The following is a 13,627-nucleotide window of genomic DNA, read 5'->3' as shown; positions in this document are numbered from 1 at the left end:
ATCAAAATAACATAATTGCTTTATTCCAATTGCTTTATTGACGTTGAGCCTCGGAACCCTTAACAATCCCAAAACTTGTCGAATGGTCGGTTTAATAGCTCACGCTATGCCGACATTCGTCTGCAAGTTTAGTTAAGGGTTCTTCTCAACATCAATAAATTTTCTCGGCATAAATGCGTGGTCTACTTCTTTTTATTCTTCTTATTTTTTTCATTTTGATTTTCTTCCATTCAAATCTTCCTTTCTAATAATTGTTCTCTTTTTATTGTAACGCAAATATTATTTTGATTTACCAGGGGTTGGTATTTATTAAACGAGAGAACTGATAATTCAGAATTTAATTCAGGATATTGCCAGACAGCATGGTAAATGGTATATTTATTGTGAACTAAATCACAAATAGAAGGTGGGAATTACATGGATGGAGCTAAAGAAAGAATAACACCAAAAAAATTCTTGTTTAATATACTCAATGGGGTGGCCCTTGCGATTGTTGTTGGTCTAATTCCAAATGCGATCCTCGGAGGGCTGTTTGGGTACCTTGCTCAATACGGAGATATTTTTACTACGCTTCAAAATGTGGTCGTAGGTATTCAATTTACTATTCCTGTCCTGACCGGTGTATTGATTGCAATGCAGTTTGGTATGACTCCATTACAAACAGTCGTCGTGGGAACGGCTGCTTTCGTAGGATCAGGTGCTGCTGAATTCACAGATTCCGGCTGGATTATAACAGGAATTGGGGATCTCATTAACACGATGATTACTTCAGCCATTGCAGTTGGAATCATGTTAATCATCAAAGATAAACTCGGGAGTCTCAGTATCATTCTGCTCCCCATTATTGGCGGGGGGATTGCGGGATTAGCTGGTATATTACTTTTACCATACGTAAACACAATTACCCTTGGACTCGGGCTACTGATTAATAGTATTACAACTACACAGCCTATAATTATGTCTATTCTTATATCAGTATTGTTTTCAATAGTAATTATCTCACCTGTCTCTACTGTGGCAATTGCATACGCAATTGGCATCTCGGGGGTTGCAGCGGGTTCCGCAGCAATTGGAGTCGCTTCAGCTGCAATTATGTTGTTCATTGGCACGTATAAAGTAAATAAAATAGGGGTGCCCATCGCAGTTATACTCGGGGCGATGAAGATGATGATGCCGAACATGATCCGCTATCCAATCCTACTGCTACCAGTAAGTTTAACAGCAGCAGTGTCGGGGCTTGTCTCTGGTTTACTTAACATCCAGGGCACCCCTGCATCAGCGGGATTCGGACTTGTGGGTTTTGTAGGTCCAATTCAGTCCATGGCTTTGTTAGATGGCGGCATTGGGAGTGTCATATTTAAAGTAATCGTTGCATACGTTATTGTCCCTTTAATTTCAGCACTCCTATTCCACTATCTCTTCGTCAAAATACTTAAGATATATAAGCCAACTATTTTCTATTTTGAAGCAGAATCATAATATGGAAGGATGTATAGTAAATGAAAATTGCAGTAGCAGGCGCAGGTGCACTAGGCGGTAGAGTAGGGATACAGCTTCACGAATCAGGCGTTGATGTAACACTCATAGATAAATGGGAGGAACATGTCAACGCCATTAACGAAAAAGGAATGGAAGTACACACAGAGGATAAAGTATATCAAGTTCCTGTAAAAGCAAAATTATTGGAAGATATAGATGAATCATATGATTTAATCATTATTTTAACTAAAGCCATGTATGCAGAAGACATGCTGCAAGCGTTGTATGAAAAAAATTCAATACACGCAGAAACAGCAATCCTCACTATGATGAACGGATTAGGCCATGGGGACCGTCTAGCCAAGTATGTGTCCAAGGATCGCATATACTTGGCAGTGACGATGTGGACCGCTGGACTCAAAGGGCCGGGACAGATTGTATTAACAGGATCAGGTGGCATCCAGATTCAAAGAGCAGATGGCATTGCGTCAAAAATGACAGAGGAAATCAACGATATATTCAACACAGCTAACCTAAACTCTATTATAAGTAGGGATGTTCAACACTCTATTTGGGCTAAAGCAACCTTAAATAGTGTCTTAAATCCTTTATGTTCAATTTTGGATAAAAGGATTGGGGAATTTGCCGCTTACGGTGCCGTAATTGAAATGATCACCCCAATAATTGAAGAAATTATAGAAGTTGCAGGTGCTCGTGGTGTAAATTTAGATTTTGATGCTTCATTAGAAAAAATCAAGGCGGCATTCCCTGACAGTGCGGCGGGACTGCATTATCCATCGATGCATCAAGACTTGGCAAAAGGTGTTCAGACAGAAGTAGATTATCTAAATGGTAAAATCTCTGAATATGGAAAAGAATATGGGATCAAAACCCCGAATAACGATATGATTACTCATCTAATTCATCAATTGGAAATGAAAAATCATTAAAATGGATTGGAAATTACAAGATTTCATTTGTCAAAATAAGCTAGACAGAATTTATCTGATGAATAAATTCTGTTCTGTCTGCTTTAGAAATCGTTTCTGCCACTGTATTATCATATGGATTACATTTTCTACTTAAGTAATAATTGTCCATTTAACGCCAAGATAGTTAGCGATCCATTCTATTGAAAAAATTTGCTTCTCTTTGGGTGAAAGTTCCAATTCATTTACTGCGCTTATATGTTTTTTATAGAAACTATAACTTAAGTTATCATATTTTTCTAAAAAAACTTCCATCGATTTATAAGTTTCATTTAAATTAGTTTCTGTTTCAATGCGCTCTAAATGCTTCTTGAGAGTTTTACTGTTATATTCTTGGGGTTCACTACATCCTACATACATTGTATTATCTCTGTATGCAACATGATTATGACCAACTAATGTTGAAACTTCTGCTATAGAAGATTTCTCTACAACTTCTCTTTGAGTTGCTTGTTCATGTAATTCATTTAAATCACTTGCAGCTGGAGACGCATATATTATCTTAGCAGGAGTATTATCATTTATAAGACTGTTATTTAAACCTAACAAAGTATTTAATTGTTCTTGATACAAAGTATATCTGTAATATGAATTTTGAAAGATATAATATTGTTTTGATTGTGATGTAGTTAAATACTCGGGTTTTTTAAATTGAATAAATAGATTCGCACTATAAGTATTAGGAATATTATTGATATTATTGTGAAACTGATTACAAGTAACACATCGGGTATTGGTTGCTGTAATCGTTCCAGTTCCATTCATACTATTTATAAATTCTGGTAGTACTACGTGTTTTGCATCATAGCCTAAATCATGTTCTTCTCTTTGGCTTGGTATAGTAACTCTTGGATCTACACCGTATGAAGTAACTAATTCTGTATTAAATAGTTGTTCGTACTGTCTCTCACTATAATTAACTCTTACCATCTCTTAATCCCCTTTAAGTTTATATTTAATATCGGTCAATTGATCTCTTAATAAAATTTTAAATTTTAAATCGGCTATATAAACTTAGTCTCATTGCACATTTACCCCCAGTATACTTTAAAGTGACTTTCAAATTTAATAGCTTCAAAAACTTTCTTAAATACTTCTAATAGCTCTTCTTTGGATTTTCCACTTATATCTACATCTGTTTCATAACCTATATGAGAATTTACATGTAAACTTTTAATTAAAGATACAGCTAATATTTTGCCTTCAAATTCTCCAATATTTCTCTCTATATCTCTTGGTTGTTCACTCCCATATACAAACCTATTAAAAGCTTCTAAGATTCTTCTCATATTATTCCACATAAATGTGGTTTTATCATTCTCATATGCAAACTTCAATTCCTCCCACAGTTCATGATACAAAGGCTTCAAATCATCCTTGGGCTCAGTAATTTTAACGAATTCCGTTTTCTCATTCATTTTAATTAGTCTTAAATAATTTTGTTTGTCGTATTTCCTTTTATTTGGACACATTTGAAGATAAAAATGATTGTTATGAGTAAGCACGAATAACTGAGGGTGATTTTGTTGTTCATATAACTTTTGTAAAGCACTTATCATCAAATATTGAACATTATCATCATTACTCGTCATTGGATCATCAAAAATAATAATTTTTCCCTTGTCATATTCCGTGTTCTGATCAACATCTTCAAGTTTGTTCAAAAAATACAAAAATGCTAGAATGTTTTTTTCTCCTTCACTTAACTCTGCTACAGAGCGCAAAGAACCATCTATTCCTTTAACTCTATATTGTCCCCTTTGCTCTCCTTCTTCTTCAACATGCTCTAAAGTAAAGGTGCAATTACCTAAACCATTGAGTAGCTTATTTATATTTTCTGTAGCAATAATATTACTTTTAGAGTTGTTGACCAGTTCAGATTTTTCATTTTTTAACTTGTTTAAGTTCTCTTGTAAGTCATTTAAATATGTTTTAATTTCGATTTTTTTTCCTTTACTCACGTTTAGATGATCATGAAGTTCTTTATAGTCACTACTTTCAATATATAAATTCACAATATGCCAGCGGATTTTATCACGTGCTTCTTTCTTTCTTTGCTCTATATTTTGAGAGAGTTTTATGTTTTCTTCTACTATTTGATTATATTTATTCAATATTTCTTGTCCGTTATTTTGCGCAGATACTTCTATTTCTTTTGACTCTTCAAAAATATTCTGAAGCTTATACTTTAAAGCTCTTTTTAGTTTTCTTAAAAACTCATTTGTATTATTTTTATAATCAAAAATCTCAGCATTCAATTCATTTATCTCTTCCTCGTATGCTAAGTAAAAATCATTTTTGTTTATTTTCTCTACGTCGTTAATTCTCTCGATATGAACGTCAATTTCATTTATTTTTTCGCGCATATCTTCTTCGTGCTTCTTAAAACTTTCCGAAAAATAGTCATCTAACTCTGACCATCGTAATTCAGAGATAGTGTTGCCACAGAAAGCACAACTCTCTTCATGTAATAAGTTTCCAATAGAATCCCTATGAGAGTGAACCTTCATACCTTCTCGTGCAAAACTTTGTTTGCGGTGATCTCTTTCTAACTCATTAATAATCTTTGTAGGCTTTATAGAGGTAGTTAATAAACCATTTATTTCTTCTTGTATCTCTTCCCAATTAATTACAGGAAGTTTTAGATTTACTTCTATATCTTTCCTGTCTTCTTTTATTGTCTTTTCATATTTTCTTATTTCATCTTTTGAAAGTTTCGATACTTTACTCATATCTTCTTTAAAAGACTGTTTATTATATGTAGGAGAAGCAACTTGAGGATTACTACGGTTTTTAATTTCACTTGCGCATTTTGTAAAATACTCTTCAATGTTTTCTTTAATTTTCAAATAATCTTGGAGTGAATCTCTGTGTCTAGAATAAGTGTTTTCTTCATCGTTAACTGGCTCTCTTAAATCTTTACTCAACTCTTTAATAGTGCTATTTAACTCTTCAATTTTAGTTTGTACTTCTTTGTTTTTCTCACCAAGTGCAATAGCATCTAACCTTTCATTTTCTCCAAAAACTCTCTTATACCCATTAAACAAGTGTATATCGTACTCAGTAGAATGATTATTCTTTATTGCTTCAGTAATTGAAGACTTTCCTGTTCCATTTTTTCCATATACAAAATTTTTTTGTTTCAATCCTTCTAATTTCATTTCATGAAATCTATCTGAATAAAAGGATAAATCCAGTTCGTTAATCATGTTAAATCCCCCCTCTAAAAGTATAGTTTACTATACATCTCTCAATATATTAATGTATTGCTCCAATCTGTTTGCGTTTTGCCAATAACGATCTGATGTGTCCTCCTCGGAACTGTATAATGGAACAAGACTATAAAGTAAATATAAAATGTTAATTTAAGGTAGACCCTAAATAGACATTATATATGTATTGTCACTTTACTTAATATATGAGAATGGTTTTATCTAATAAATGAGAAAAAGCATCGTACTTTATTAAAATGTACGGTGCTTTTCTACTAACGAATACCAATAACTAAACTATCTCTAGCTGTTTCTACGACTTCTGTACTTATTTTATCTAAACCATTTATATCCATAATTCTATCTATCTGCGCAAATAAACGATGAATCAGCCTAAAATTCCCTTTTGTAATTTTAATAATCGTCGTTATTGCCTCATAATCAGTAAAGTCTTCGAGTTTTAAATCAAATCCTAAATCTTGCCACTTATATTCTAATATATGATGCGTCTCATCTTTACTTAGATTATCAAATTCATGCGCAAAACCTATACGCGAATATAGTTGAGGATAACGAGATAGTTTTTTCTCTATGCCCGGCATACCAATAAATATCATTGCTAAATTATGTTCATCATAAATAGCTCTTAATTGCTCTAAATGTTGCACTTTAAGGCGATCAATCTCATCTACTATAATTAAATCAATATATTTAAACATATCACTATAATGTTTGCTATGTTCATGTCCATACTTATTTACAACATGTAATTTTTGACCCAAATCAATGCTTGCAGTAATACTATATAAATCATTCCTTAATTTAGTTTGTTTTTCTGCTGGTGCAGTATAAAATATTTTATCCACCGATAGTATGTCATCGGTCGTTTTACTAGCTAAATCTTCCCAACCTCTATGGTTAACTAGTTTTTCGATAGTATCCCAATTTGTATAATATCTTGAAGATAAAGTTTTCCCAACTCCAGGTTGACCATAACAGATACCAATATATTGATATTTAATGCAAGCGTCACAAAATTCAGCAAACCTTTCATACTCTTTCGTTTCAATAAAATTCTGATTTTTAGTCATTACGATACCTCTTTAATTTTTTGACGTTTTTAGTCGTTTCTTGAGGTGAATAACCATAATTTTTTTCTTCCTTAATTAATTCCATGGTACTTGGACTAGCAATATTTTGTTTTAAGTGTTTTCTTCTCTGACTACGAGCGTGCTGTATGTCTTTTATATCTATGGAGTAATCAGCTATTTCTGGACATATAGCAGTACAAAGAAATTCATCTCTATAAAACACACGTATTTCAGCCATATCATTTGGGTTATAACGAATCAGTACATATTCACCTACATAAGCTGCTAGATTAGTATTACTGTATCGAAAACCTTGAAAATGAATGCCATCTGAATGAACTTTTCTAGATTTAGGTATTTCCAACAATAATAAATCAAGTTGTTCTAAGCTACTTGGCATATTAGGGAAAAAGTGATTACTATTCCAACGACTGATAGGCGTGGTATGAATAGCACTATGTTCTTTTTGATTATAATCTTCAATTAAAAAGTAACGTAATTTTTCTTCAAAATTGTGAAAATTCATTAGATTACTAGGAGTATCATTATTGTTTATATATCCAGGCAGTTGTTCTAGGAAAGTTTGGTTAACTGTCTGAAAAAAGCGTTCTATTTTTCCGCGACCACGAGGGACACCAACTTTTGAAAACATCAAATTTATTTTCAAGTCAATAGCGACTTGTTCCATGTGATTTGAGGTAAAGTCACTTCCGTGATCTGTATAGAATTTTTCGGGTATACCACACACTGGCCAGTTGGTATCATTCTTATTCCATATTGCTTGGTGTAGTGTTAATGCTGTATTTTGAGCATTAGGAGCATCAAAACTTATAAAGTAGCCTGCAATAGCACGACTATAGTCATCCATAATAATGGTTAGCCATGGTCTATTGATATTACCTTTTTGATCTAATATATAAATATCTAGTAAAGTATGGTCGGCTTGCCATATTTCATTGGGTCTTGAGGATTCTCTTATTTGTATTAAATCATACTTATTTTGATAGTATTTTTCACCTTTGTGAGAGAAATCAATAACAGACTTAGGCATTGCTTTAATAACACTATAAACTTGTTTATAGCTGGGTTTATCAAAATTATTCTCCATACAATAATTAGCGATTTTCCTATGAATTGTAGCAATACTATTTCTTTTATTCTTGAGTGCAAGGCGTTTAATCTCGTCTATTATGTTTTGTTTTAATTTATGCTCACCTTTATCAACTCTTGTATTATGAATTAGACCAGTAAGACCTTGTTCCTTATATAATTTATTCCACCTATAAAGTGTACTTAATGCAATGTCCTTATTTTTAGAAATACTTGATAAAGATTGATTTCCCAAGATAAAAGGTTTTATTATATTGTACTTTTGAGTAGCTTCTTTACGTTTGGCTTCAGAAAAATTAGTCAGATACTTCTCCTTGTTTTTCATCTTCCTTGTCCTCCAATTTATTGAGGTAACGATAAATAGTTGTACGTGAAACTTGCCATTGCTCTGCAATTGTCTTAATTGGTGTCCCATTATCATAAAGTGTCTTAAGTAAGTTTAAATCTTTTTGGTTTAATTTTTCTGGTCTACCTCCATAACGTCCTCTAGCACGTGCCGCAATTCGACCAGCTGAAGAACGTTCTAAAATTAAATTGCGTTCAAATTCTGCAAATGCTGCGAATAAATGAAATAATAATTGTCCTGTAGAACTTGATTTGTCCATCGTTATATTTTCTTCTAAACTATGGAAACTTACACCTCGTTCGTTAAGTTCATTAACTAATGTGATTAAATCCTCCATGTTACGCCCTAGTCTGTCTAATCTCCAAACAACAATCGTATCTCCTGACCTCGCAAATTCAATTGCTTTATCTAAACCAGGTCTTTTACTTTTTGAACCACTCATATGGTCATTAAATATCTTTTCACAACCATATGTATTTAATCGATCCTCCTGTAAATTTAAATTTTGTAATCCAGTTGAAACTCTTGCATAACCTATTTTCAAAATACAAACCTCCTATATACACCTTTAGTGTACCATAACTTAATTACAAGGTCTTTTGTGAACATAGATTTTTTGTTGGGTTTTTGAACACATAATCCTATGTAATTCTTACTTATTTAGACATAAAAGAAGAGTGTACAGAAAATGGTTATTTTCTGTACACTACAAAATAAAAAAGTCAAATGGTATATACCCCCATACCGTATATGTTATACTCAAATTGTCTTATTACTATCTTTAAAAATATAAAATTAGGAGGTTTAATTTTGTCGAATAACAAAAAACACCAAAATCATGAGCATCATAGTCATCAAGAACATGAAAATCACACTAGTCATGGTAATCATGAGCATCATAGTCATCAAGAACATGAAAATCACACTAGTCATGGTAATCATGAACATCACCATCATGGAAATTTTAAAAGTAAATTCTTTATTTCTTTGATTTTTGCGATACCGATTATTATTTTATCGCCCATGATGGGAGTTAAATTACCGTTTCAAATTTCATTTACAGGGTCAGATTGGATTGTATTAATTCTTGCTACAATTTTATTCTTTTACGGAGGAAAGCCATTTTTATCAGGGGCTAAAGATGAAATTTCAACTAAAAAACCTGGAATGATGACGCTTGTTGCTCTAGGTATTTCAGTAGCTTATATTTATAGTTTATACGCCTTTTATATGAATAACTTCAGTGGTTCATCCACACATACAATGGACTTTTTCTGGGAATTAGCGACTTTAATTTTAATCATGTTATTAGGTCATTGGATTGAAATGAACGCAGTAGGTAATGCAGGCAATGCACTGAAGAAAATGGCAGAACTTTTACCTAATACTGCAGTGAAGCTGATTGATAACAATCAACGAGAAGAAGTTAAAATATCAGATATTCATATTGACGATATTGTGGAAGTCAGAGCAGGCGAAAGTATACCCACAGACGGAATCATTGTTCAAGGAGAAACATCAATTGACGAATCATTAGTTACTGGCGAATCAAAAAAAGTTCATAAAACTCATAATGATGATGTTATTGGAGGTTCAATTAATGGTTCAGGTACAGTACAAGTTAAAGTGACTGCTACGGGTGAAAATGGCTACCTATCTCAAGTTATGGGTCTTGTTAACCAAGCTCAAAACGATAAGTCAAAAGCTGAACTCCTCTCTGATAAAGTCGCAGGTTATTTGTTTTACTTTGCAGTAAGTATTGGCCTGATTTCATTTATTGTATGGATGCTTATTCAAAACAACGTCGATTTCGCACTTGAACGGCTAGTAACCGTATTAGTCATTGCTTGTCCACATGCATTAGGCTTGGCAATACCTTTAGTTACAGCACGTTCTACCTCTATAGGCGCACATAATGGTTTAATCATTAAAAACAGAGAATCTGTAGAAATCGCACAACACATTGATTACATCATGATGGATAAAACTGGGACACTAACTGAAGGTAACTTTTCAGTGAATCACTATGAAAGTTTTACAGACGAGTTAAATAATGAAGAAATATTGAGTCTATTTGCTTCATTAGAAAGTAATTCTAATCATCCACTTGCCACTGGTATTGTTGATTTTGCTAAAGGCAAAAATATTTCATATGCTACTCCTCAAGAAGTTAATAATATTCCAGGTGTAGGCTTAGAAGGCACAGTTGATAATAAAAAACTCAAAATAGTGAATGTTTCTTATCTCGATAAAAGCAATTTTGATTATAATAAAGAACAATTTACGAATCTCGCTCAACAAGGGAATTCTATTAGTTATCTAATTCATGACCGACAAGTTATTGGTATTATCGCACAAGGCGATAAAATTAAAGAAAGTTCAAAACAAATGGTTTCGGATTTATTATCGAGAAACATTACGCCAGTCATGCTTACAGGCGATAATAAAGAAGTGGCACAAACAGTGGCTGAAGAATTAGGTATTAGTGATGTCCACGCGCAATTGATGCCCGAAGATAAAGAAAGTATTATCCAAGATTATCAAAGCAATGGTAGCAAAATCATGATGGTTGGTGATGGTATCAATGATGCGCCAAGCCTTATTAGAGCAGATATTGGTATGGCAATTGGCGCAGGGACAGATGTAGCTATTGAATCGGGGGATGTCATACTCGTTAAAAGTAATCCTTCTGATATTATCAATTTTTTGTCCCTTTCAAAAAATACGATGAAAAAAATGGTTCAAAATTTATGGTGGGGCGCAGGATATAACGTGATTGCAGTTCCTCTTGCAGCTGGTATATTAGCTTCTATTGGTTTAATATTATCACCTGCTGTGGGTGCAATACTTATGTCTTTAAGTACGATCATCGTAGCAATTAATGCATTTACATTAAAATTAAAATAAAAGAGGTAAATATAATGTATAAAAAAATGTTCACAATTTTAATTACGTTATTTTCTATAATGTTTATGGTTCCTAATGATACTTTTGCAGAAGGTAAGCACAACATGATGGACATGAAAGAAAATGATCAAAAGCGAAATGATATGATGGATATGAAAAGTCATGACGAAAGAAAAAATTTGAATTCTTCACAAGGAAAAAATGAAATAACATTTCCCAAAGTTTTAGATCCTAAAAAAGATAACAATGGTTATAAAAGTTATACATTAAAAGCGCAGAAAGGAAAGACAGAATTTTACAAAGGTAATTTCTCTAACACTTTAGGATACAATGGAAATTTACTTGGGCCAACTTTAAAATTAAAAAAAGGAGATAAGGTTAAAATTAAGTTAGTCAATAACTTAGATGAAAATACAACATTTCATTGGCATGGGTTAGAAATAGATGGAAAAGTGGATGGAGGCCCTTCTCAAGTTATAAAACCAGGAAAAGAAAAAACAATAAAATTTGAGGTTAAACAAGAGGCTGCTACATTATGGTATCATCCCCACCCCTCCCCAAATACAGCTAAACAAGTTTATAATGGTTTATCAGGGTTATTATATATAGAGGATGACAAAAAGAATAATTATCCTAGCAATTATGGGAAAAATGATTTGCCTATAATAATCCAAGATAAAACATTTGTATCTAAAAAATTAAATTATACAAAAACGAAAGATGAAGATGGTACTCAAGGTGATACAGTCCTTGTGAATGGGAAAGTAGATCCTAAATTAACAACAAAAGAAGGAAAAATACGTTTGAGACTTTTAAATGGCTCCAATGCTCGGGATTTAAATCTTAAGCTAAGTAATAATCAAAGTTTTGAATATATTGCTTCAGAAGGCGGCCATTTAGAAAAGACTAAAAAGTTAAAAGAAATTAATTTAGCTCCTTCAGCAAGAAAAGAAATAGTAATAGATTTATCTAAAATGAAAGAAGAAAAAGTCAATCTTGTTGATAATGATGAAACAGTAATTTTACCAATTATTAACAAAGAAAAAAGTACTAACAAAGACACTACTCCAAAAGTAGATAAAAAAATCAAATTAGAAGGTATGGACGATAATGTTACTATTAATGGCAAAAAATTCGATCCTAACAGAATAGATTTCACACAAAAGGTAAACCGTAAAGAAACTTGGGAAATTGAAAACGTCAAAGATAAAATGGGTGGTATGAAGCACCCGTTCCATATCCACGGAACGCAATTTAAAGTTTTATCAGTGGATGGGAAGAAACCTTCAGAAGATATGAGAGGCAAAAAAGACGTTATATCTCTGGAACCTGGACAAAAAGCCAAAATAGAAGTGGTTTTTAAAAATACTGGGACATACATGTTCCATTGTCACATACTTGAGCATGAAGATAATGGAATGATGGGACAAATAAAAGTAACAAAATAATTTATAAGGATAATTCAATATGATGAAAAAATTGAGCTCAATTATAGTAGCTTCAGGATTAGTATTATCAGCTTGTTCAACTGGTAACGAAGAAGAAGAAAATTCTAAAGATCAAAAACAAGAAAAACATATGAATCATAAGAGTGAAAGTAAAGCCCCAGATAATATGAAAAGTACAGATGACAGTAAATATAAAAAGGACGATAAAATAACAATTACAGCTGATCATATGCCTGGTATGAAAAATGCCAAAGGTACTGTGAAAGGTGCTTATAAAACGTATGCTTATGTCGTGAGTTACACACCTACAAATGGTGATGAAAAAGTTAATAATCACAAATGGGTCGTTAATGAGGAAGTTGCAGATGCCCCTGAAAATGGATTCAAGAAAGGTGATACAGTTAAATTAGAAGCTGACCATATGCCTGGTATGAAAGGTGCAGAAGCTCAAATTGATGATGTAGAAAAAACAACCGTTTATATGGTGGATTATAAATCAACAGAAAACGATGAGATGGTTAAAAATCATAAATGGATGACAACTGACGAACTAAAATCTCGTTAATGTCTATCATTTTAAAGCTTTAAAGTATTTAGTTAGTTATTCACAAATGCAATGAGAATCCCCTTTGTTAAATAGACAAGTAAACAAATAAAATTTATGGCCACTCTCATATCCACAATAATGAGAGTGGCCATTTGTTTAGAAAAATTAAATGATTTTAATGAAAATGAGGGGATCTTTTATAATTTATCAATGGAATTTCGAAAAATATAAAAAATGGAATAGTGAATGTATTGAGCTTTATCATTTATCAAGAAAAGTTATTCTAAATTAGCAGGTAAAGTCACATGAGAGGATTTTCCTATATATTTAAGTTTTAAAACTTGTGTTATAGTCAATGTCTCATAAGTTTTAAAAAACATGAGTTTTTAGACTCTGACAGAGGGTTTCATTTGCATCGAGAAACACATCACGTTAATAAGTGGTCATAAAATGAATAAAAGAGGGTGAAATTAAATGGCTAAAATTGGTTATGCACGT

At 32.5% G+C, this 13,627-nt stretch carries 10 protein-coding genes; 5 read left to right on the top strand and 5 right to left on the bottom strand.

Annotation, left to right across the window (positions count from 1 at the left end; translation table 11 throughout):
• Positions 1–417: 417 nt before the first annotated feature.
• Positions 418–1,479 (top strand): PTS sugar transporter subunit IIC, encoded by a 1,062-nt coding sequence (locus CD129_RS00875; protein ID WP_115337949.1) that lies wholly within the window; start codon positions 418–420, stop codon positions 1,477–1,479.
• A gap of 20 nt (positions 1,480–1,499) precedes the next feature.
• On the top strand, positions 1,500–2,429 hold the full coding sequence (locus CD129_RS00870) for a 2-dehydropantoate 2-reductase (RefSeq protein ID WP_091473660.1): 930 nt from the start codon (positions 1,500–1,502) through the stop codon (positions 2,427–2,429).
• A gap of 132 nt (positions 2,430–2,561) precedes the next feature.
• On the opposite strand, the gene CD129_RS00865 is transcribed toward CD129_RS00870, so the two are convergent.
• The 5 genes from CD129_RS00865 to CD129_RS00845 form a co-directional block, all read right to left on the bottom strand.
• Entirely contained in the window at positions 2,562–3,398 is an 837-nt protein-coding gene (locus CD129_RS00865) for a hypothetical protein (protein WP_115337948.1), read from the bottom strand.
• Positions 3,399–3,499: 101 nt separating this feature from the next.
• Entirely contained in the window at positions 3,500–5,677 is a 2,178-nt protein-coding gene (locus tag CD129_RS00860; protein WP_115337947.1) for an AAA family ATPase, read from the bottom strand.
• 278 nt (positions 5,678–5,955) lie between these two features.
• Positions 5,956–6,771, bottom strand: a complete 816-nt coding sequence (locus tag CD129_RS00855; RefSeq protein WP_115337946.1) for an AAA family ATPase — start codon at positions 6,769–6,771, stop codon at positions 5,956–5,958.
• On the bottom strand, positions 6,764–8,206 hold the full coding sequence (locus CD129_RS00850) for a Mu transposase C-terminal domain-containing protein (protein WP_126577724.1): 1,443 nt from the start codon (positions 8,204–8,206) through the stop codon (positions 6,764–6,766). The genes CD129_RS00855 and CD129_RS00850 overlap by 8 nt, the downstream gene beginning before the upstream one ends.
• On the bottom strand, positions 8,178–8,771 hold the full coding sequence (locus tag CD129_RS00845) for a recombinase family protein (protein ID WP_115337985.1): 594 nt from the start codon (positions 8,769–8,771) through the stop codon (positions 8,178–8,180). The genes CD129_RS00850 and CD129_RS00845 overlap by 29 nt, the downstream gene beginning before the upstream one ends.
• A 266-nt stretch (positions 8,772–9,037) precedes the next feature.
• On the opposite strand from CD129_RS00845, the gene copB reads away from it, so the two are divergent.
• Genes copB through CD129_RS00830 form a run of 3 tightly spaced genes read left to right on the top strand, consistent with a single transcriptional unit; the run spans position 9,038 to position 13,147 of the window.
• The gene (gene copB, locus CD129_RS00840; protein WP_003728471.1) at positions 9,038–11,134 is read left to right on the top strand and encodes a copper-translocating P-type ATPase CopB; all 2,097 of its coding nucleotides are present in this window, start codon (positions 9,038–9,040) and stop codon (positions 11,132–11,134) included.
• 14 nt (positions 11,135–11,148) lie between these two features.
• Complete coding sequence (gene mco, locus CD129_RS00835; protein ID WP_000277153.1) at positions 11,149–12,582, top strand: multi-copper oxidase Mco; 1,434 nt, start codon at positions 11,149–11,151, stop codon at positions 12,580–12,582.
• A gap of 19 nt (positions 12,583–12,601) precedes the next feature.
• Positions 12,602–13,147: a YdhK family protein gene (locus tag CD129_RS00830; protein WP_002510756.1), complete on the top strand. Its 546-nt coding sequence runs from the start codon at positions 12,602–12,604 to the stop codon at positions 13,145–13,147.
• The last annotated feature ends 480 nt before the right edge of the window (positions 13,148–13,627 follow it).

Source organism: Mammaliicoccus fleurettii, from assembly GCF_003970575.1.
Taxonomy (GTDB): Bacteria; Bacillota; Bacilli; order Staphylococcales; family Staphylococcaceae; genus Mammaliicoccus; species Mammaliicoccus fleurettii.
The sequence above is the reverse complement of the archived record's forward strand: the minus strand, read 5'-3'. Positions and strand labels throughout refer to the sequence as shown.

What these genes read in the sequence shown, in the direction of transcription:
- CD129_RS00875 (WP_115337949.1), top strand. Translation starts at nt 418, where the DNA reads ATGGATGGAGCTAAAGAAAGAATAACACCAAAAAAATTCTTGTTTAAT.
- CD129_RS00830 (WP_002510756.1), top strand. Translation starts at nt 12,602, where the DNA reads ATGATGAAAAAATTGAGCTCAATTATAGTAGCTTCAGGATTAGTATTA.
- CD129_RS00850 (WP_126577724.1), bottom strand. Translation starts at nt 8,206, where the DNA reads ATGAAAAACAAGGAGAAGTATCTGACTAATTTTTCTGAAGCCAAACGT.
- mco (WP_000277153.1), top strand. Translation starts at nt 11,149, where the DNA reads ATGTATAAAAAAATGTTCACAATTTTAATTACGTTATTTTCTATAATG.
- CD129_RS00870 (WP_091473660.1), top strand. Translation starts at nt 1,500, where the DNA reads ATGAAAATTGCAGTAGCAGGCGCAGGTGCACTAGGCGGTAGAGTAGGG.
- CD129_RS00865 (WP_115337948.1), bottom strand. Translation starts at nt 3,398, where the DNA reads ATGGTAAGAGTTAATTATAGTGAGAGACAGTACGAACAACTATTTAAT.
- CD129_RS00855 (WP_115337946.1), bottom strand. Translation starts at nt 6,771, where the DNA reads ATGACTAAAAATCAGAATTTTATTGAAACGAAAGAGTATGAAAGGTTT.
- CD129_RS00860 (WP_115337947.1), bottom strand. Translation starts at nt 5,677, where the DNA reads ATGATTAACGAACTGGATTTATCCTTTTATTCAGATAGATTTCATGAA.